Origin of the sequence: Actinotalea sp. JY-7885 (assembly GCF_014525465.1) — a bacterium.
In the GTDB taxonomy this organism is placed as follows: domain Bacteria; phylum Actinomycetota; class Actinomycetes; order Actinomycetales; family Cellulomonadaceae; genus Actinotalea.
This window is the reverse complement of record NZ_JACEXH010000055.1, coordinates 1-18,957: the sequence shown is the minus strand read 5'-3', so window position 1 is coordinate 18,957 and position 18,957 is coordinate 1. Positions and strand designations below refer to the sequence as shown.

Sequence of the window (18,957 nt, the reverse complement as noted above, 5' to 3'; positions counted from 1 at the left end):
CGCAGGGCGCGGCCGGTGTCCCGCACGACCGTCCGCACGGGCGGCTCGGCGAACCCGTCCGCGCCGCGCCGCACCCGCCGCGCGCCCGCGGCGAGGGCGGGCACCGCCGTCACGACGGGCAGGCTCAGCACCGCCACCACCGCACCGACGACGAGCACCTCGCTGATCAGCTCCAGGCGAGAGCTTCCGGGAACGCGCACTGCCACCTCCTTGGTCGCCGCCATCATCCCTTGAGCGCCGCGGGAGGCCGCTACCGTGCTCGGATGGCCATCGCCCCCACCGTCCTGCACCTCGCCGAGCGCACGTACTGGGACGCCGCCCGCGAGCGCGGCGTGTACGAGCGATCGACCCGGGGCGCGTCGTTCGAGCAGGTCGGCTACGTCCACGCCGCGACGCCCGCCCAGCTGCCGGCCGTCGGGGCCGCCGTCCACGGCGACGACGCCGCCGCCGACCTCGTGCTGCTGGTCGTGGACCTCGACCGACTCGCCCGGCACGGCGTCGAGGTGCGGTGGGAGAACCTGGAGGGCGGCGAGGAGCGCTACCCGCACCTGTACGCGCCGCTCCCGGTCGAGGCGGTCGTCCGGACGCTCGCGGTCCCCGAGGCCGACGGGGGCGGCGCGGACTGGGCAGCCCTCGTCGCGGCCGTGCGCGGATGAGCGCCGGGCTGGACCGCGCGACGGCGGCGCTGCGGCCGTGGACCGTGCAGGACGCGCCGGCGCTGCGCGACGCCGTGGCCCAGAGCCCGGACCTCGCGACCCAGCTGGGCGGCGCGGCCCTGCGCACCGTCGAGGACTGCGCGGACTACATCACGGCGCACCTGCTCGACCGCGGCCTGCACGCGATCACGGTCGACGGCGTCGCGGTCAGCACGGTCGGCATCAGCCACCTCGACCCGCGCCACGACACGGCGTGGACGTCGTACTGGCTCACCGCGAGCGCACGCGGCCGCGGCCTCGCGACCCGCGCCGTGGCGACCGTCGCCCGCTGGGCCTTCGACGAGCTCGGCCTCTTCCGCCTCGAGCTCGGGCACCGGGTCAACAACCCGGCGTCGTGCCGCGTGGCGACCGCCGCCGGGTTCACCGCCGAGGGCATCGAGCGGGCGAAGCTGCGCTACGGCGCCGAGCGGTTCGACGTCGAGACCCACGCGCGGCTGCGCACGGATCCCCGGCCGGAGATCGAGCCGCTCGCCCTCGCCCGCTGACGGCGGGGCCCCCAGGGCCGCCAGAGGCCGCCGTCAGCGACCCGTGCCGTCGACCGCGTGCTCCTCGATCGCCGCGAGCTCGTCGGCCGTGAGCGGCGCGGCCCGGAGCGCGGCGACGTTGTCCTCGAGCTGCGCGACGCTGCTCGCGCCGATGAGGGCCGACGTGATCCGCTCGTCGCGCAGCACCCACGACAGCGCGAGCTGCGCGAGGCTCTGACCGCGCTCCGCCGCCATGTCGTTGAGCGCGCGCGCCCGCGCGAGGTAGGTCTGGGAGATCCGCTCGGCGGTGAGGAAGTGCCCGACGGCGGCGCGCGAGTCGGCCGGCACCTCGCCCGACAGGTAGCGGTCGGTGAGGAGCCCCTGCGCGAGCGGCGAGAACACGATGGTCCCGATGCCGAGGTCCCCGACGACGTCGAGCAGCGTCTCGGTCTCCCCCTCGGCGACGCGCTCGACGTGCCGGTTGAACATCGAGTAGGAGGGCTGGTGGATGAGCAGCGGCGTCCCGAGCTCGCCCAGCACGCGTGCCGCCTCGCGCGTCTGCGACGGCGAGTAGTTCGAGATGCCCGCGTAGAGCGCCTTGCCGCTGGTCACGGCCGTGTGGAGCGCGCCCATCGTCTCCTCGATCGGGGTCGAGGGGTCGGGCCGGTGGGAGTAGAAGATGTCGACCCGGTCGAGCCCCATGCGCGCGAGCGACTGGTCGAGCGAGGACAGCAGGTACTTGCGCGAGCCGCCGTCGCCGTACGGGCCCGGCCACATGTCGTAGCCGGCCTTGGTCGAGATGACGAGCTCGTCGCGGTACGGCCGCAGGTCTCTCGCGAGCACGTGGCCGAACGCCTCCTCGGCCGAGCCCGGGGGCGGGCCGTAGTTGTTGGCGAGGTCGATGTGCGTGATGCCGAGGTCGAACGCGCGCAGCAGGATCGCGCGCTGCGTCTCGAACGGCTTGGTGTGCCCGAAGTTGTGCCACAGGCCGAGCGAGAGCTCCGGCAGGTCGAGCCCGCTGCGGCCCGTGCGGCGGTACGTCATCGAGTCGTAGCGGTCGTCGGCGGCGACGTGGGGAGTCATGGGCCCACGCTAGTGCGGCGCGACGACGGTGGCCGCCGGCGGGCCTGCGAGACTTCCCCCGTGCTCCACGTCATGTTCTTCGAGCCCCGCATCGCCGGGAACACCGGCAGCGCCATCCGCACCTCCGCGGCGACGGGCTCGGCGCTGCACCTCGTCGAGCCGCTCGGCTTCGACCTGTCCGAGCCCAAGCTGCGCCGTGCCGGCCTCGACTACCACGACCTCGCGCACGTCGTCGTGCACCCGGACCTGGCGACCGCGCTCGACGCCCTGCCCGACGCGCGCGTCTTCGCCTTCACCACGCACGCGACGGAGCGCTTCACCGACGTCGGGTACCGCGACGGCGACGTGCTGCTCTTCGGCCCGGAGCCCACGGGCCTGCCCGACGACGTCGTGGCCCACCCGCGCATCACGCAGCAGCTGCGCATCCCGATGCTGCCGGGCCGCCGCTCGCTGAACCTGTCGAACTCGGCGGCGCTGGCCGTCTACGAGGCCTGGCGCCAGCTCGGGTTCCCCGGCGGCGTCTGAGCCTCAGCGCACCGGGATGTCGGTGAGCCGGAACGGCGCCTGACCGAGCCCGCCGCCGACCTGCACGGCGATCTCGTCCAGCTCGCCGACGTCGGGGTAGACGATGCTGAAGGTGCGCGTGGCGCCCGGTGCCATGTCGCTGAGCGTCTCGAGGTCGGTCAGCGGCAGCCACTGCTCCTTGCCGCTCTCGCTCACCGCGTCGAGGTAGTCCATCGGGTACACGGCCGTCGCACCGCGCAGCAGGACCACGCCGGACGCGGAGCGCTGCGGCGCGAAGCTGGCGCCCCGGTAGCTCCAGACGCTGGACAGGAACGAGACGCCGTGGAGCGCGCGCTCGTCCACGGCGGCGACCTCCAGGTCGAGGACGAGGTGCCCGTCGACCCGGCGGGCCTGCGGCGCCGTGACGCGGTGCGTACCGCCGGCGTAGGCGACGAGCACCCCCTCGGCGCCGGTCCCGACCGGCCCGTCCTCGAACGGCGGCAGCTCCCCGCCCGTCTGGACCTCGACGGTCTGCGTGATCTGCGACGCGAGCGTCAGCGCGACGCGCCGGTTCTGGGCACGGCTCGCGTCGTCGGTGTTGGGGACGAGCGGCTCGGACTCGCCGCGGCCCTCGGCGACGATCTCGAACCGGTCCGTGTCGACGCGCTCGGCGAGCGCCGCGGCCACGGCCTGCGCGCGCCGCACCGACAGGTCCTGGTTGTAGGCGTCGTCCAGGACGTCGTCGGTGTGGCCGACGACCGTCACCGTCCCCGGCTCACGACCGGCGAGGTGGCCCGCGGCGACGTCGAGCGCCGCCTGCGCACCCTCGGTGAGGTCGGCCGAGTCGACGGCGAACAGCACGTCGGACCCGAGCGTGACCTGGACCTCCTCGGTCGTCGTCAGCGTCTGCACGGCGCCGGCGAGCTCGGCGGTGAACGACTCGAGGCCCGCGACCGGCGCCTCGACGACCGTCTCCAGGACGAGCCGCTCGGTCGGCTCCTCCGGCGTGTCGCCGGGCGCGTCCGGCTCGGGCACCTCGCCCTCGACGACGGGGACCTCGGGCAGGTACGGCCCCCCGGGCAGGAACAGGCCCATCGACGTGACGTCCGCCGGTGGCGCGGCGTACGCGGTCTGCACCCGCAGCGTCGTCCCCGGGTAGAGCGCGACGGCGCCGTCCACCGTGGTGACGGCGTAGCCGCCCGGGTCGGTCGCGACGGTGTGCACCACGTCGCGCTCGAGGTCCACCAGGCGCACGCCGGCGAGCACGGGCAGGGTCAGCACGCCGGTGCCGCCCAGCGCCAGGCCCAGCAGGATCGGGTCCTCGCCGACGTCCGGCATCGTCAGGTCCAGCGTGAGCACCGCATGGTCGCCGGTCCGCACGACCGGCAGGACCTCGACCTCGACGTCCACGCCGTCGAGGTGCAGCGTTGAGGTGGCCGCCACGGCGCTCGTGTCCACCGGCGTGGGCGTCGGCGACGCCGGGACCGGGTCGGGGCCGGACCCCTCGCCTCCGCCGCCGCAGGCGGCCAGCAGTGCCACGCTCAGGGCGAGGGCGGCTCCTCGAACGGCAGGGCGGCGCATGCGGTCTCCTGTCTCGCGGGATCGCCGCACACCGTAGCGTCCATGGTCATCTCACGCCCGGTGGAGCCGGGCGTCGAGCGGCGGGTGCTCGAACCCGGTGTCGAGCACCCAGCGCCAGGCGTCCGCGACGGACTCCTCGACCGGCCGCGTCGGCAGGCCGAGCTCGCGCGCCCGGTCGGTCGCGACGTCCCAGGCGGTACGGGCGACGTCGTCGGGCAGCCAGAACGGCAGGTCCCGCCAGGGCTCCACGCCCGCGGCGAGCAGCGCCTCCTCGGGCACCGGGACGAGCGCCGCCGGGGTGCCGCCCGCCGCGGCCACCGCGGCGCGGCACGCCTCGAGCATCCCGTGGAAGGTCGTCATCCCCGCGGGCCCGGTCGCGGTGACCGGCCCCGCCGGCATCGCCTCACCGCGCTCGACCATCGCGACGAGCCACCCCGCCAGGTCGCGCGCGTCCACGAAGGCCACGGGGACGTCGGAGGCGGGCACGGTGACGCGGTCCTGCGTCGCGATCCGGTGCAGCCACGAGGTCAGTCGCCGGGTGCCGTCGCCCGGCCCGATGATGAGCCCCGCCCGGGCGGCGAGCAGCCGGTCGCCGAACCCCGCCGCGAGCACCCGCTCGCTCTGCGCCTTCATGGGCCCGTAGTCGTCGAGGTCCGCGTCCGGGCCGAAGGTCGGGTCGTCCTCGCCCCGCACCGGGCCGGGCGGCCACCCGGAGTAGGCGCTGATGCTGCTGACGTACGCGTACGCCGGGACGTCCGCGAGCGCCGCCGCCGCGGCCTGCGCGCCCGCGACGGTGTAGCCGCACGAGTCGACGACGGCGTCGGGCACCCAGTCCCCCAGCGAGGCGAGCGCCGCGCGCAGGGCGTCGGCGTCGTCGCGGTCCGCGTGCAGGGCCCGGACCCCGGGCGGCAGTGCCCCGGGGCGCCGGCTCAGCCCGACGACGTCGTGACCGCGCGCGGCCGCCACCCGCACCACGGCGCCGCTGAGGAACCCCGTCGCACCGATTGCGAGCAGCCTCACGTCGGCCAGTGTCGCTCATGTGAGCGCAAACATGATGTGATCTGCACATGAGCGAGTCGACGACGACGCGTGCGCGCGTGATCATGCACCCGGACTTCACCGTCGGTCCCGTGGACCGACGCCTCTTCGGCTCGTTCGTCGAGCACCTGGGCCGCGCGGTCTACACCGGCATCCATGAGCCCGACCACCCGACGGCCGACGAGCACGGCTTCCGGCAGGACGTGGCCGACCTCACGCGCGAGCTCGGGGCCACCGTCGTGCGCTACCCGGGCGGCAACTTCGTCTCCAACTACGTGTGGGAGGACGGCGTCGGGCCGGTCGCCGAGCGCAAGCCCTTCATCGACCTCGCGTGGCGCACGGTCGAGCCGAACCTCGTGGGCACCGACGAGTTCCTGCAGTGGGCCGAGCGCATGGGCGTCGAGCCGATGATGGCGGTCAACCTCGGCACGCGCGGCGTCGCCGAGGCGGCCGCACTGGTCGAGTACTGCAACGGGGAGGCCGGGTCGCGGTGGGCCGACCTGCGCATCGCGAACGGCCGCACCGAGCCCTACGGGGTGCGCCTGTGGTGCCTGGGCAACGAGATGGACGGCCCCTGGCAGATCGGCCACACGAGCGCCGACGAGTACGGCCGCCTCGCGGCCCAGGCCGGCCACGCCATGCGCCTGGTGGACCCCAGCATCGAGCTCGTGGCGTGCGGCTCGTCGTCGATGGAGATGGACACGTTCGGCGCGTGGGAGCGCACCGTCCTGGAGCACTGCTGGGACGTCGTCGACCACATCTCGATGCACGCCTACTACGAGGAGATGGACGGCGACCGCGCGACCTTCCTCGCGTCGGGCACGGCGATGGACACGTTCATCCGCCGGGTGGAGGCGTCCGCCGACGCCGTGGCCGCCCGCCGCCGGTCCGACAAGCGCATGACCATCTCGTTCGACGAGTGGAACGTCTGGTACCTCAAGACCCGGTTCCCGGGCGAGTCGAACCTGCCGCTCCAGCGCGACGCCCCGCGCATCATCGAGGACGTGTACTCGGGCCTCGACGCCGTCGTCGTCGGCGACCTGCTCGTGACGCTCCTCAACCACGCCGACCGGATCGCCGTCGCGTGCCTGGCGCAGCTCGTCAACGTCATCGCACCGATCATGACCGAGCCCGGCGGCGAGGCGTGGCGCCAGCCCACCTTCCACCCGTTCGCGGCGACGGCGCGGCTCGCGTCGGGCTCGGCCCTGGACCTGCGCGTCGAGTCCCCCACGACGACGACGCGCCACGGCGAGACGCCGCTGGTCACTGCTGCCGCGACGTGGGACGAGGCGACGGGTCGCTTCGCGCTCTTCTGCACCAACCGCTCGCCGGAGCCGGTCGAGGTGACGCTCGAGCACACCGGGCTGGACGTCCGGCTCGGCACCGGCACGCGGCTGGTGGCGGACCACGAGCCCGCGGTCGCGGGCCCGGAGCACGCCGCCCGCGTGGCCGAGCGCTGCCTGAGCAGCGTCCCGGCCCCCGGGTCGAGCACCCTCACCCTCGCCCCCGAGTCCTGGACCGCCTGGGAGGGCACAGCCGCGCGCGGCTGAAGATGCGGCCCCTCGGCGCGGCTGTGAGGCTCGTGCCATGCCGCGCTCCGACCTGACGCGCCAGATCGGCGTCCTCGTCCTGTCCCTCCTCGCGATCGCCGGCGCGTTCCTCGGGTCCGGCGCGCTCGGAGGGACGCCGGTCGCGGAGGCGGCCGACGGCGCGCTCTCGGCCACGGCCACGCCCGTCGCCCCCGGCTCGCCCGCCTTCTCGATCTGGTCGGTGATCTACACGGGCCTGCTCGCGTACGCCGTCTGGCAGGTGCTGCCCGCCCAGCGCACGGACGCGCGCCAGCGCCGGACCGGCTGGCTGGCGGCCGCGTCGATGCTGCTCAACGCGGCGTGGATCGGCGTCGTGCAGGCCGGGATCCTGTGGCTGAGCGTCGCGGTGATCGTCGCGCTGCTCGTCGTGCTGGTGCTGCTGATGACCGTGCTCCGCGAGGTGCCCCCGCGCTCGCGGCTCGAGACGCTGGTGGTCGACGGCACCTTCGGGCTGTACCTGGGCTGGGTGACCATCGCCACCATCGCGAACACGGCCGCCGCCCTGGCCGCGTCCGACGTCGGCGAGCTCGGCCTGGGCGCGACCGGCTGGTCGGTCGTCCTGCTCGCGGCGGCGGCCGCCATCGGCCTGGCCTATGCGCTGTGGACCCGCGGCCGCATCGCCGTCGCCCTCGCCCTCGCGTGGGGCCTGACGTGGGTGGCCATCGCCCGGACGACGGACGAGCCGCGCGACACCGCGGTCGCCGTCGCCGCGGGGATCGCGGCGGCCGTGACGCTCGGGTCGGCCGTCGTGGTCCGGCTCACGCGTCGGCCGGCACCTCGCCGCTGACCCATGCGCGGACGGGCCCCGTGGTCGTGGGCCCGAACGCGACGTTGGCCTCGCCCGTGACCGTGAGGTCCTCGTCGTCGCGCGAGACCCGCACGTCCGCGACGAACGGCGTCTCGATCAGGCGCACCGTCACCCGCAGGTCGCCGTGGTCGTCCACGCGCGCCGCGGCCACGACGGGCTCGCGGTGGCCCGGCCGCGCGGGCAGGTCCCACGGGAGCGTGATCTCGTCGGGGTGCCAGCGGCCGTGCGGGGCCGGGACCGTCTGCCAGGTGTCCCCCACACCGAAGGACACGAGGGTGTGCTGGTCCCCCGTCATGACGCGCAGGCCCGTCACGCCGGACGGGTTCGGGTCCACGACCGCCTCGATGGCGCCCCGCCAGGGCCCGGCGTGCGGCGGACGGCCGAGGGGCGGGTCGTGCCGCAGTGACCCGAGGCGCTCGACCAGGCGCGCGTGGGCGGCCGGGTCGGGCGGCAGGGGCGCGCTCGCGACCGCGGGGAGCAGGTGGGCCCAGATGGCGTCGAGCACGCCCTGCATGTCCGGCGTCCCGCCCGTGATCGCGACGACCGTCTCCTGGTCCGGCAGCACGACGCAGAACTGCCCGAACGCGCCGTCCCCCCGGAAGGAGCCGTGCCGCCCGCGCCACAGCTGGTAGCCGTAGCCCTGGTCCCAGTCCACGGTGGTCCCGACCGACGGCGTGCGCGCGGCGCTCGCGCGGGCGACCCAGCCCTCGGGCAGGAGCCGCCGGCCGCGCCAGACGCCGTCGCACCGCAGGAGCTCGCCCAGGCGCGCGACGTCCTCGGTGCGCGCGGCCAGGCCGAAGCCGCCCGCGTCGAACCCGGTCGGCGCCTGCTCCCACGTCGCGCCGGCGATGCCGAGCGGGTCGAGGAGACGGGGCGTGAGGTAGTCGAGCAGCCGCTGGCCCGTGACGCGCTGGACCACGGCCGAGAGCATCGCCGTCGCGGTCGTGTTGTAGACGAAGTGCGTGCCCGGCTCGTGCTCGACGGGCAGGCTCAGGAACGCCTGCACCCAGTCGTGCTCCGCGATGACGCGCTCGGTCGTGTCCTCGTGGTGCCCGGTCGTCATCGTCAGCAGGTGCTCGAGGCGCATGCGCGCCAGCCGCGGGTCCGGCTCGCCCTCCTCCAGGCTGAGGTGGTCGAGGAGCAGGTCGTCCACGGAGAGCAGGCCCTCGGCCTCCGCGAGCCCGACGGCGATCGCGGTGAACGTCTTGCTCAGCGAGAACAGCTGGTGCGGGCGCTCGGGGCCGTACGGGGCCCACCAGCCCTCGGCGACGACCGCCCCGCGCGTGACCACCACGAGCCCGTGGGGTTCCGGCACCGCCTCGAGGGCGTCGACGAGGGCGAGCAGCGCGGTCGAGGCGACGCCCTGCTCCTCGGGGGTGACGCGCGGCAGGGCGAGGTCGTCTTCGGGCATGGTGCTCAGCGTGCCACCGGACCGCTCGACCCGCGCACCACCAGGTGGGTGGCGAGGGCGGGTGACCTTACCCTCGGGCGCATGACGAACCCCGCCTGGCTCCCGGACCGCGCCTTCGCCTGGATCGGCGCCCAGCGGGTCGCCGTCGTCGGTGACGGCGAGGTCGTCCAGACCGTCCGCGACGAGGTCGAGCGCGCGGCCGCCCGGTGGGGGGGCGCCCTGCTCCGCGAGACCGCGGGCGCCGAGGTCGTCCTGACGACCGGCCACGACGGCGTGGGCGAGGAGGGCTTCGAGGTCACGCGCGAGGACGACGTCGTCGTCGTGCGTGCGGGCGGCGGGCCGGGCCTGCTCTACGGGCTGCACCACCTGGTGCGGCACGCCGCCGGCGGCGCCCCAGGCCCGGGGTTCCTCGGGCGGCACGAGCCGGTCGAGCCGATCCGCATGCTCGACCACTGGGACAACCTGAGCGTGCACCCGGTCATGGGGCACGTCGAGCGCGGGTACGCGGGCGACTCGATCTTCTGGCTCGACGGCAGGCTGCGCGCGGACCTCACGCGGGTGCGCGAGTACGCGCGCCTGCTCGGCGCCACGGGCGTCAACCGGGTGAGCGTCAACAACGTCAACGTCGGCCGGGCCGAGGCGCACCTGCTCACCGACGGCCTGGACGACGTCGCGGCGCTCGCGGCGATCTTCCGGCGCCACGGCATCCGGACCCACCTGTCCGTCTCGTTCGCGGCCCCCGTGACTGTCGGCGGCCTGGCGACGTCGGACCCGCTCGACGACGACGTGCGCGCGTGGTGGACCCGCGCGGCCGCGGCCGTGTGGGCCCGCATCCCCGACTTCGGCGGCTTCGTCGTCAAGGCGGACTCCGAGGGGCAGCCCGGCCCGTTCGCGTACGGCCGCGACCACGCCGACGGCGCGAACCTGCTCGCGCGCGCGGTCGCACCGCACGGCGGCACCGTCTTCTGGCGCGCCTTCGTCTACGACCACCGCCAGGACTGGCGCGACCGCTCGACCGACCGCGCGCGGGCGGCGTACGACCACTTCGCGCCGCTCGACGGCCGGTTCGACGAGAACGTCGTGCTCCAGGTCAAGTACGGTCCGATCGACTTCCAGACGCGCGAGCCGATCTCCCCGGTCATCGCGGCCGTGCCGCGCACGCGCCTCGCGGTGGAGCTGCAGATCACGCAGGAGTACACGGGGCAGCAGCGGCACGTGTGCTGGCTGGGCCCGCAGTGGTCCGAGGTGCTCGGGTTCCGGCCCTGGGGCGCCGGCACGACCGTCGCGGACCTCGCGGCCGGGCACGGGCCGGGCGGGCGCGGCGCCGGCCTCGTGGCCGTCTCCAACGTCGGCACGGACGAGTTCTGGACCGGCCACCCCCTCGCACAGGCGAACCTCTACGCGTTCGGCCGCCTCGCGTGGGACCCGACGCTGCCCGCCGTCGACGTCCTCGACGAGTGGATCGGCCTCACGTTCGGCGACGACCCCGAGCTCCGGGCCGCCCTGCACGACGTCATGGACGGCTCGTGGCGCACCTACGAGGACTACACCGCACCGCTCGGCGTCGGCTTCATGGTGCGGCCCGGCCACCACTACGGGCCCGACGTCGACGGGTACGAGTACACGCCATGGGGCACCTACCACTTCGCGGACCGCGACGGCATCGGTGTCGACCGCACGCGCGCCACGGGCACCGGGTACACCGGTCAGTACCCGGAGCCGTGGCGCGACGTCTACGAGTCGCTGACCGAGTGCCCGGACGAGCTCCTGCTGTTCTTCCACCACGTCCCGTGGACGCACGTGCTGCACAGCGGCGTGGGCGTCGCCCAGCACGTCTACGACACTCACTTCCGTGGCGTCGAGGCCGTCGACGCGATGGCCGAGCGGTGGGCCGGGCTCGAGGGCGTCGTGCCCGACGACGTCTTCGCGCGCGTCACCGAGCGCCTGGCCGAGCAGCGGCGCAGCGCGCGCGAGTGGCGCGACCAGCTCAACACGTACGTCCTGCGCAAGTCCGGCGTCCCCGACGCCCACGGGCGCCGCATCCACTGACGCGTCAGGCCACGCAGAACTCGTTGCCCTCGGGGTCCGCCAGGGTCGTCCAGGTGCTCTGCGGCCCCTCCGAGCCCGTGTGCAGGAAGGTCGCGCCCCGCTCGAGGAGGCGGGCGACGACGGCGTCGGCGTCCCCGTCCCCGGGGCGCAGGTCGAGGTGCATGCGGTTCTTGACGGTCTTGCCCTCGGGCACGAGCTGGAACAGCATCCGCGCCGCCGGACCCGCGCCGTCCGGGTGGCCGATCGCGGCGCCGGTGCGCCAGACGAGGACGCCCCGGTGCGTGGTGGTGTCCGCCTCGGACGCGTGGCCCTGGGACACCATGGACCGGATGAAGTCCGGGTCCGACGGCTCGACCTCCCAGCCGAGCGTCTCCGCCCACCAGTCCGCGAGCGCGTGCGGGTCGGCGCAGTCCACCGTCACCTGGAAGCTCATCGCCATGGACCGACGATAGGACCGCCTACGCCATGGCGGAAGGCTTCACGAAGCGCTCGCGCACGCGATCGGCGAGGCGCCGCTCGTCGCGCGCTAGCCTCGCCGCAGAATGTTGCGAGGATGTCCGTCCCGACCAAGATCGACCTCGCCGTCGAGCTGGTGGCGCGCGAGAGCACCGGGCCGCCGCCCGACGCCGTCCGACGCGACGCACCCGCGACCGCGAGCCCGCCCAGCAGCCCACCAACCCGACCCTGCCGAGACCCCCGGAGGCGCGCCCGTGGCGCTGTTCGACCTGCCGCTCGACCGACTCGAGACGTACCGCCCGGACGTCACCGAGCCCGAAGGCCTCGACGCGTTCTGGGGCGCGACGCTCGACGACGCCCGCACGCACGCCGTGCTCGCGGACGTCCGACCGGTCGACACCGCGCTGCAGACCGTGCGGACCTGGGACGTGACGTTCACGGGCGCCCACGGGCACCCGATCCGCGCCTGGTACTCCCGCCCCGCCGGCGCCGACGGCGCCGCGCTGCCCGCCGTGGTCGAGTACCTCGGCTACGGCCGCGGACGCAGCTACCCGCAGGAGCGGCTGGCGTGGGCCTCGGCGGGGTACGCGCACCTGCTCATGGACACGCGGGGGCAGGGCAGCCAGTACGGCTCCGGCGGGCACACCGCCGACCCCGTCGGCTCGGATCCCGCGGCGCCCGGCTTCGTGACGCGGGGCATCCTGGAGCCGTCGACGTACTACTACGTCCGGCTCATCACCGACGCCGTGCGGGCGGTGGACGCGGTGCGCGCGCTCGACGGCGTCGACCCGGAGCGGGTCGCGATCGTGGGCAACAGCCAGGGCGGCGGGCTCGCGGCCGCGGTCGCCGGCCTCGTGCCGGACCTCGTCGCCGCCATGGTCAGCTCCCCGTTCCTCTGCCACGTGCGGCGCGCGCTCGGCCTCACCGACGCCGACCCCTACGCCGAGGTGGTCCGCTTCCTCGCCGTGCACCGCGGCGCGGAGGACCAGGTGCTCCGCACGCTCGACCACGTGGACGGCATGCACCTCGCCCGCCGCGCCCGGGCGGCGACCCTCTTCGCGACCGGGCTGCGGGACACGATCTGCCCGCCCTCGACCGCGTTCGCGACCTACAACCACTGGGGCGCGCTGACCGGATCGGAGCCGGACCGCGAGATCGCCGTCTACCCGTACAACCACCACGAGGGCGGCGAGGCGGCGCACGCCGACCGCCAGCTCCGCTGGCTGCGCGCTCGGATGCCGTCGCCCACCCTCTGAGCCAGAGCCCCTCCCGGCCGCACGGCCGGCACGGCCGGCGCGGTCGGCGTGGTCGGCGTGGTCGGCACGGGCGGCACGGTCGGCACGGTCGGCACGGTCGGCACGGTCGGCACGGTCGGCACGGTCGGCACGGTCGGCACGGATCGAGACGACCCGGGTGGCCGATCGCGAGGCCCGTGCGCCGGACGAGGACGCCGCGGTGCGTGGTGGTGTCCGCCTCGGAGGACGGCCAGGATGGACCGACCCGCACGGCTCGGCGGAGGGTGGACGGCGATGCGGCCCAGGACGACGCACGACTGGACGGCGAGCGTGGACGTGGGGCACCTGGCGCTCATCCGCGCCGACCCCGCGCGGTACGCGCCGGGCGGCGCACGCCACCTCGTGCTCGAGGCGGTCGCGTACCCGCTCGACGAGGCGCTCGCCGTCGGCCGCGGTAGGTGCGTGGTGACCCTGCACGCCGACGGGTCCGTGTCCGTCGCCGACGACGGCCGGGGCACCGACACGCGCCGTGGCCCGGACGGCGCGCCGGTCCGCAAGCCGGTCATGGCAACCCGCGACCTGCGGTTCTTCGACGCCGTCGAGCCGCCGCTCCTGCCCGACGGTCACGTCCGCCGCGGCATGTCCGTCGTGGCGGCACTGTCGACCTGGCTCGTCCACACGAACCGCCGCGCGGAGGGCACCTGGACCCAGCGGTACGAGCGCGGCGTCCCCGTCACCGACCTGGTCCCGGGTGGCACCGAGGACATCGGCACGGGCACGGGCACCGGCACCGGCACCGGCACCGGCACCGGCACCGGCACGACAGTGCGCTTCAGGCCCGACGCCGCACTCGTCGGCCCGTCCCCCGTCTCGGCGGCGGAGCTCAGGGCCTACCCCTGGCCCGGCCCGCTTGTGCTGGAGGTGACGGACCTGCGCCACGACGCGGCGGACCCACCGCCCTCCTAGCGAGCGTCGAGCGGTTGAGCGGAGGACGCGCGGCGCGCCCGTCAGTCGGGCGTCGGGTCGGCCACCGTCGACGGTCCACCTGGTGGGTCTCCCCGCGGTGGTGGCACGGGCGGATCGTGCGCCGGCGGCCGGTGATGGAGCCGCCCGGTGGGCGCGCGCCAGGTCGTCGTGCCGTCGTCGGCGCGAACCGGCGTCCAGCCGGCATGGGTCTTGGCGCGGTGGTGGTGACGACACAGCGCGTGGAGGTTGTCCAGGCGGGTCTGGGGCTTCGCGTCGCGGTTCGGCCCGTCGCCGCCGCCTCCGTCGGCGCCGCCCCCGCCTCCTCCGCCGCCGCCCTCGTCGGCGCCGTGGTCGTACGCGACGACGTGGTCGACGTCGCAGCGCGCGGCAGGCATGCGGCACCCGGGGAAGGTGCAGGTGCGGTCCCGCAGGACCACGGCGTCGCGCTGGTCCTGCGTCGGTGCGTAGCGGGTGGTCGAGCGGGCCAGCGGCTCGCCGGTCCAGGAGTCCACCAGCAGCGGCTGCCAGGTCGCGCGGGCGGCGATCCGCCGGGCCATCTCCGGAGGGATGGGCCCGTACCCGGCGAGCTCGCCCGGCTCGTCCGTCAGGCCCAGCAGCATCGCGGCGGACGCGGTGACCGCCAGGTGCGGGCGACGGCCCTGCCGGGTCGGCAGCGGGGTCCCGTCGGGGTGCACGCCCGCGTCGAGCCACCGGGTCGTGACGTCCACCAGGGCGTCGGCACGCCGCTGGTCGAGGGTGCGCCCGTCCTGCGGTGCCGCGTCCCCGGCGACCGCCGTCAGGGCGTCGTGGACCGCGCGAGCCTCGTCGGCGGGCAGGTACGCGCCCAGCCAGGCCATGGCGTCCGGCGCGGGCGCGAGCTCGACCCGCCGCTCGGCGCACGCCCGCTCGTGGCGCCGGCGTGCGCCGTCGGGGTCGCGGAGAAGCTCCATCCGGCGCAGCCTGGACCGCAGCTGCGGCGCCGTGCACGACCCGGCGCCGGGAAGCACCGCCGAACTCACCGCCTGCGCCACGTCCTGCGGCAGGCGAGCGAGCTCCTCGCACAGCACCGTCGCCCGCCGCGCATCGATCCGGCCGCCCGCCAGGGCGTCCGCGGCCGCCGGGATGCGCTCCAGCCCCGCGGCCAGCGCGACCTTGTCCTCAGCGACGTGACGCGTCACCGACAGCGCGACCGCGACCTCCTCGGCCAGGAACTCCCCGCGCGCGCCGCGCGGGCGCGAGGACAGCTCCGCGATCACCCGCGCCTGGCCGGCCACCGCCCACGAGACCACGCGTTCCCACGCCGCGATCGCCTCCACCAGCCCCGCCTCGTCGACGTCGGCGGGCTCCAACCCCGCCAGCCGCTCCGCGAGGCCGACACCGGGCTCCGCCTCCGCCAGCTCCGCCGCCACCGGGTGACGCACGGCCCACAGCCACGCGCCGACCTGGGGAGCGACCTCACGCCCACCACCGGCACCACCGGGACGCGGCGCGCCAGCGGCGCTGCCGACAACCCCCGAACTGGACATACCGGCACACTACGGGCGACCACCGACACGACCATGGCCACCCCACACGCGACGACGCCCCGCCCGGATCCCGGGCGGGGCGTCGCCGTCAGGCGGTGCAAGCGGTCAGGAGGCCTGATCCTCGTCCGTCGTCGTCAGCGGCGGCATCGAGGAGACGGCGACCCCGACGGGCTCGACGTCGTCCTGGACGGCGCCCTCCTTGCCGATCCCGCGGAAGATGAACTCCCCGAGCAGGCCCTCCCCCTGCGCGTCCACGACCACGGTCTGCCCCGCGCGCAGCTCGCCGAAGAGGATCTTCTCCGAGAGGTTGTCCTCGATCTCGCGCTGGATCGCGCGGCGCAGCGGCCGGGCACCCAGGACGGGGTCGTAGCCCTTCTCGGCCAGCAGCTTCTTGGCCGCGGGCGTGAGCTCGATGCCCATGTCCTTGTCCTGGAGCCGCTTCTCGAGCCGGGCGATCATCAGGTCGACGATCTTGATGATCTCGTCCTGCGACAGCTGCGGGAACACGACCACGTCGTCGACGCGGTTGAGGAACTCGGGCCGGAAGTGCTGCTTGAGCTCGTCCCCGACCTTCGCCTTCATCCGCTCGTACGACGTCGACAGGTCGCCGCCGGCCTGGAAGCCGGTCTGGACGCCCTTGGCGATGTCACGCGTGCCGAGGTTCGTGGTCATGATGATCACAGTGTTCTTGAAGTCGACCACCCGGCCCTGCGAGTCGGTCAGGCGACCGTCCTCGAGGATCTGCAGCAGCGAGTTGAAGATGTCCGCGTGGGCCTTCTCGACCTCGTCGAAGAGGACCACCGAGAACGGCTTGCGACGCACCTTCTCCGTGAGCTGACCGCCCTCGTCGTACCCGACGTAGCCGGGGGGCGAGCCGAACAGCCGCGAGACCGTGTGCTTCTCCGAGAACTCGGACATGTCGAGCTGGATCAGCGCGTCCTCGTCGCCGAAGAGGAACTCGGCGAGCGCCTTGGCGAGCTCCGTCTTCCCGACACCCGTGGGGCCGGCGAAGATGAAGGAACCGCCCGGACGCTTCGGGTCCTTGAGCCCGGCACGCGTGCGGCGGATCGCCTGGGCGAGGGCCTTGATGGCCTGCTCCTGGCCGATGACCCGCTTGTGCAGCTCGTCCTCCATGTGGAGCAGCCGGCTCGACTCCTCCTCGGTGAGCTTGAACACCGGGATCCCGGTGGCCAGCGCCAGCACCTCGGCGATGAGCTCCTCGTCGACCTCCGCGACCGTGTCGAGGTCGCCCGACTTCCAGGCCTTCTCCTTCTCGGCCCGCTGGAGCCCGAGCTGCTTCTCGACGTCGCGCAGGCGCGCGGCCTTCTCGAAGTCCTGCTCGTCGATCGCCGACTCCTTGTCGCGACGCGCCTCGGCGATCTTGTCGTCGAGCTCGCGCAGCTCCGGCGGTGCCGTCATCCGGCGGATGCGCAGGCGCGCGCCCGCCTCGTCGATGAGGTCGATCGCCTTGTCGGGCAGGAAGCGGTCGTTGACGTAGCGGTCCGCGAGCTGCGCGGCCGCGACCAGCGCGCCGTCGGTGATGGACACCCGGTGGTGCGCCTCGTAGCGGTCCCGCAGGCCCTTGAGGATCTCGATCGCGTGCGACAGCGTCGGCTCCGCGACCTGGATCGGCTGGAAGCGGCGCTCGAGCGCGGCGTCCTTCTCGACGTGCTTGCGGTACTCGTCGAGCGTCGTCGCGCCGATCGTCTGCAGCTCCCCGCGCGCCAGCATCGGCTTGAGGATGCTCGCGGCGTCGATCGCGCCCTCGGCGGCACCCGCACCGACGAGCGTGTGGATCTCGTCGATGAACAGGATGATGTCGCCGCGCGTGCGGATCTCCTTGAGGACCTTCTTCAGGCGCTCCTCGAAGTCGCCGCGGTAGCGCGAGCCGGCCACGAGCGCGCCGAGGTCGAGCGTGTAGAGCTGCTTGTCCTTGAGCGTCTCGGGGACGTCACCGCGCACGATGTCCTGGGCGAGGCCCTCGACGACGGCCGTCTTGCCGACGCCGGGCTCGCCGATCAGCACCGGGTTGTTCTTGGTGCGGCGGGACAGCACCTGCATGACCCGCTCGATCTCCTTGTCCCGGCCGATGACCGGGTCGAGCTTGCCCTCGCGCGCCGCCTGGGTCAGGTTGCGCCCGAACTGGTCGAGCACGGCCGAGCCGGACGGCTGGCCCTCCTGCGGGCCGCCGGCCGAGACCGGCTCCTTGCCCTGGTAGCCGGAGAGCAGCTGGATGACCTGCTGGCGCACGCGGTTGAGGTCGGCGCCCAGCTTGTTGAGCACCTGGGCGGCGACGCCCTCACCCTCGCGGATCAGGCCGAGGAGGATGTGCTCGGTGCCGATGTAGTTGTGGCCCAGCTGCAGCGCCTCGCGCAGGGACAGCTCGAGCACCTTCTTGGCGCGGGGCGTGAACGGGATGTGACCCGACGGGGCCTGCTGGCCCTCGCCGATGATCTCCTGGACCTGCTGACGCACGGCGTCCAGCGAGATCCCGAGCGACTCGAGCGCCTTGGCCGCGACACCCTCACCCTCGTGGATGAGGCCGAGCAGGATGTGCTCGGTCCCGATGTAGTTGTGGTTGAGCATCCGCGCCTCTTCCTGGGCGAGGACGACAACACGGCGGGCTCGGTCCGTGAATCTCTCGAACATGTGGCGCTCCTTGCGACGGCGTTCTGCAAGGCTAACGGCGGGTCTCGCCCGAGGCTTCCGTGTTCGCCGCAGGCGTGACGCCGGGGCCCGGGCCGCGCTCCACGAGGTGGGCGACGACGGCGTCGACCGTCACCGGCGAGGCGAGCACGCGGTGGTGGCCGAGACCCTGGGTGGTCACGAGCCGCGTGTCCGGCCACCGCGCCGCGAGCTCGACCGCCACCCGGTACGGCGTCTCGCGGTCGTCGCGGTCGTGGACCACGAGCGTCGGCGGCGTGACGCCGCGCTCCCCCAGGGGCGCGAGGTCGAAGCCCGCCATCGGCCGGCCCGCGACCTCCTCCAGCGACGCGCGCAGGTGGTCGGCCGTGCGCCCGCCCAGCCGCAGCAGCCCGGTGAACATCGCGACGACGTCCTCGAACCCGTGGTTGGGAGCGACGAGCGCGACCCGCTCGGGGGTCGCCCCGGCCGCGAGCACCTGGCCCACCACCGTGCACCCCATCGAGTGCCCCACCAGCCCGGTGGCGGGCCCGAACCGCTCGAGGGTCGCCTCGAGCGCCTCGACGAACTCCATCACCGTCCCGCGGCGGGGGCCGAGGTACCCGGGGTCGCTGTCCCCGTGGCCGGGCGCGTCGACGGCGATGACGCGGTGACCGGCGTCGACCAGCGGCGCGACGAACGCACCGAGCTGACCTCGCCACCCGCCCCAGCCGTGCACGAGCACGACCGTCGGCCCCTCGCCCCAGGTCTCGACCGCGACGGTGCCGCCGCGCGGGACCGGGACGCGGTGCACGACGCCGCCCGCGGGTCGCCCGTCCTGCCGGCGCGGCACGGCCGGCAGCGTGCACCACAGGTCGAGCGCGCGGCGATCGGCCGCCGCGGGTGCGA

The 18,957-nt window shown here is 74.7% G+C and carries 16 protein-coding genes and 1 pseudogene; 8 read left to right on the top strand and 9 right to left on the bottom strand.

Features of this window, described 5'->3' with window-relative positions; genetic code table 11:
- A pseudogene (locus tag IDM29_RS07155) lies at positions 1-200 on the bottom strand (hypothetical protein); the annotation flags it as partial.
- A 63-nt stretch (positions 201-263) separates the two neighbouring features.
- On the opposite strand from IDM29_RS07155, the gene IDM29_RS07150 reads away from it, so the two are divergent.
- A complete protein-coding gene (locus IDM29_RS07150; protein WP_220457972.1) occupies positions 264-656 on the top strand; it encodes a DUF952 domain-containing protein in 393 nt (130 codons plus the stop codon).
- Positions 653-1,201, top strand: a complete 549-nt coding sequence (locus tag IDM29_RS07145; RefSeq protein WP_182112237.1) for a GNAT family N-acetyltransferase — start codon at positions 653-655, stop codon at positions 1,199-1,201. Before IDM29_RS07150 ends, IDM29_RS07145 begins: the two co-directional genes overlap by 4 nt.
- Positions 1,202-1,234: 33 nt before the next feature.
- Here the strand turns inward: IDM29_RS07145 and mgrA are convergent, their stop codons facing one another.
- A complete protein-coding gene (gene mgrA / locus IDM29_RS07140; RefSeq protein WP_182112238.1) occupies positions 1,235-2,263 on the bottom strand; it encodes an L-glyceraldehyde 3-phosphate reductase in 1,029 nt (342 codons plus the stop codon).
- 60 nt (positions 2,264-2,323) lie between these two features.
- Between mgrA and IDM29_RS07135 the strand changes: the two genes are divergently transcribed.
- A complete protein-coding gene (locus IDM29_RS07135) occupies positions 2,324-2,788 on the top strand; it encodes a tRNA (cytidine(34)-2'-O)-methyltransferase (protein ID WP_182112239.1) in 465 nt (154 codons plus the stop codon).
- A 3-nt stretch (positions 2,789-2,791) separates the two neighbouring features.
- Here the strand turns inward: IDM29_RS07135 and IDM29_RS07130 are convergent, their stop codons facing one another.
- Together IDM29_RS07130 and IDM29_RS07125 are read right to left on the bottom strand one after the other, a co-directional pair.
- Positions 2,792-4,348, bottom strand: a complete 1,557-nt coding sequence (locus tag IDM29_RS07130; RefSeq protein WP_182112240.1) for an OmpA family protein — start codon at positions 4,346-4,348, stop codon at positions 2,792-2,794.
- Positions 4,349-4,399: 51 nt separating this feature from the next.
- Positions 4,400-5,368, bottom strand: coding sequence for an NAD-dependent epimerase/dehydratase family protein (locus IDM29_RS07125; protein WP_182112241.1), 969 nt, complete (start codon positions 5,366-5,368; stop codon positions 4,400-4,402).
- A gap of 47 nt (positions 5,369-5,415) precedes the next feature.
- On the opposite strand from IDM29_RS07125, the gene IDM29_RS07120 reads away from it, so the two are divergent.
- Together IDM29_RS07120 and IDM29_RS07115 are read left to right on the top strand one after the other, a co-directional pair.
- Positions 5,416-6,936 carry an alpha-N-arabinofuranosidase gene (locus tag IDM29_RS07120; RefSeq protein ID WP_182112242.1) on the top strand — a complete coding sequence of 507 codons (1,521 nt, stop codon included), beginning with the start codon at positions 5,416-5,418 and terminating at the stop codon, positions 6,934-6,936.
- Between the two features lie 37 nt (positions 6,937-6,973).
- A complete protein-coding gene (locus tag IDM29_RS07115) occupies positions 6,974-7,762 on the top strand; it encodes a tryptophan-rich sensory protein (protein ID WP_182112243.1) in 789 nt (262 codons plus the stop codon).
- On the opposite strand, the gene IDM29_RS07110 is transcribed toward IDM29_RS07115, so the two are convergent.
- Positions 7,734-9,194 carry a serine hydrolase gene (locus tag IDM29_RS07110; RefSeq protein ID WP_182112244.1) on the bottom strand — a complete coding sequence of 487 codons (1,461 nt, stop codon included), beginning with the start codon at positions 9,192-9,194 and terminating at the stop codon, positions 7,734-7,736. The two genes, IDM29_RS07115 and IDM29_RS07110, sit on opposite strands and share 29 nt — an antisense overlap.
- A gap of 81 nt (positions 9,195-9,275) precedes the next feature.
- Between IDM29_RS07110 and IDM29_RS07105 the strand changes: the two genes are divergently transcribed.
- Entirely contained in the window at positions 9,276-11,243 is a 1,968-nt protein-coding gene (locus IDM29_RS07105; RefSeq protein WP_182112245.1) for an alpha-glucuronidase, read from the top strand.
- Between the two features lie 4 nt (positions 11,244-11,247).
- On the opposite strand, the gene IDM29_RS07100 is transcribed toward IDM29_RS07105, so the two are convergent.
- Positions 11,248-11,682, bottom strand: a complete 435-nt coding sequence (locus tag IDM29_RS07100; protein WP_182112246.1) for a VOC family protein — start codon at positions 11,680-11,682, stop codon at positions 11,248-11,250.
- Between the two features lie 271 nt (positions 11,683-11,953).
- Between IDM29_RS07100 and IDM29_RS07095 the strand changes: the two genes are divergently transcribed.
- Together IDM29_RS07095 and IDM29_RS07090 are read left to right on the top strand one after the other, a co-directional pair.
- A complete protein-coding gene (locus tag IDM29_RS07095; RefSeq protein ID WP_182112247.1) occupies positions 11,954-12,955 on the top strand; it encodes an alpha/beta fold hydrolase in 1,002 nt (333 codons plus the stop codon).
- Between the two features lie 273 nt (positions 12,956-13,228).
- A complete protein-coding gene (locus IDM29_RS07090; RefSeq protein WP_182112248.1) occupies positions 13,229-13,900 on the top strand; it encodes an ATP-binding protein in 672 nt (223 codons plus the stop codon).
- Between the two features lie 41 nt (positions 13,901-13,941).
- Here the strand turns inward: IDM29_RS07090 and IDM29_RS07085 are convergent, their stop codons facing one another.
- From IDM29_RS07085 to IDM29_RS07075, 3 genes are all read right to left on the bottom strand, one after another.
- Positions 13,942-15,321, bottom strand: coding sequence for an HNH endonuclease signature motif containing protein (locus IDM29_RS07085; RefSeq protein ID WP_188037354.1), 1,380 nt, complete (start codon positions 15,319-15,321; stop codon positions 13,942-13,944).
- A gap of 210 nt (positions 15,322-15,531) precedes the next feature.
- Positions 15,532-18,075: an ATP-dependent Clp protease ATP-binding subunit gene (locus IDM29_RS07080; protein ID WP_182112250.1), complete on the bottom strand. Its 2,544-nt coding sequence runs from the start codon at positions 18,073-18,075 to the stop codon at positions 15,532-15,534.
- Between the two features lie 31 nt (positions 18,076-18,106).
- The coding region (locus tag IDM29_RS07075) for an alpha/beta fold hydrolase (protein WP_188037353.1) at positions 18,107-18,957 on the bottom strand (851 nt) is incomplete at its 5' end.

What these genes read in the sequence shown, in the direction of transcription:
- IDM29_RS07130 (WP_182112240.1), bottom strand. Translation starts at nt 4,348, where the DNA reads ATGCGCCGCCCTGCCGTTCGAGGAGCCGCCCTCGCCCTGAGCGTGGCA.
- IDM29_RS07115 (WP_182112243.1), top strand. Translation starts at nt 6,974, where the DNA reads ATGCCGCGCTCCGACCTGACGCGCCAGATCGGCGTCCTCGTCCTGTCC.
- IDM29_RS07080 (WP_182112250.1), bottom strand. Translation starts at nt 18,075, where the DNA reads ATGTTCGAGAGATTCACGGACCGAGCCCGCCGTGTTGTCGTCCTCGCC.
- IDM29_RS07150 (WP_220457972.1), top strand. Translation starts at nt 264, where the DNA reads ATGGCCATCGCCCCCACCGTCCTGCACCTCGCCGAGCGCACGTACTGG.
- mgrA (WP_182112238.1), bottom strand. Translation starts at nt 2,263, where the DNA reads ATGACTCCCCACGTCGCCGCCGACGACCGCTACGACTCGATGACGTAC.
- IDM29_RS07100 (WP_182112246.1), bottom strand. Translation starts at nt 11,682, where the DNA reads ATGGCGATGAGCTTCCAGGTGACGGTGGACTGCGCCGACCCGCACGCG.
- IDM29_RS07105 (WP_182112245.1), top strand. Translation starts at nt 9,276, where the DNA reads ATGACGAACCCCGCCTGGCTCCCGGACCGCGCCTTCGCCTGGATCGGC.
- IDM29_RS07145 (WP_182112237.1), top strand. Translation starts at nt 653, where the DNA reads ATGAGCGCCGGGCTGGACCGCGCGACGGCGGCGCTGCGGCCGTGGACC.
- IDM29_RS07120 (WP_182112242.1), top strand. Translation starts at nt 5,416, where the DNA reads ATGAGCGAGTCGACGACGACGCGTGCGCGCGTGATCATGCACCCGGAC.
- IDM29_RS07110 (WP_182112244.1), bottom strand. Translation starts at nt 9,194, where the DNA reads ATGCCCGAAGACGACCTCGCCCTGCCGCGCGTCACCCCCGAGGAGCAG.
- IDM29_RS07090 (WP_182112248.1), top strand. Translation starts at nt 13,229, where the DNA reads ATGCGGCCCAGGACGACGCACGACTGGACGGCGAGCGTGGACGTGGGG.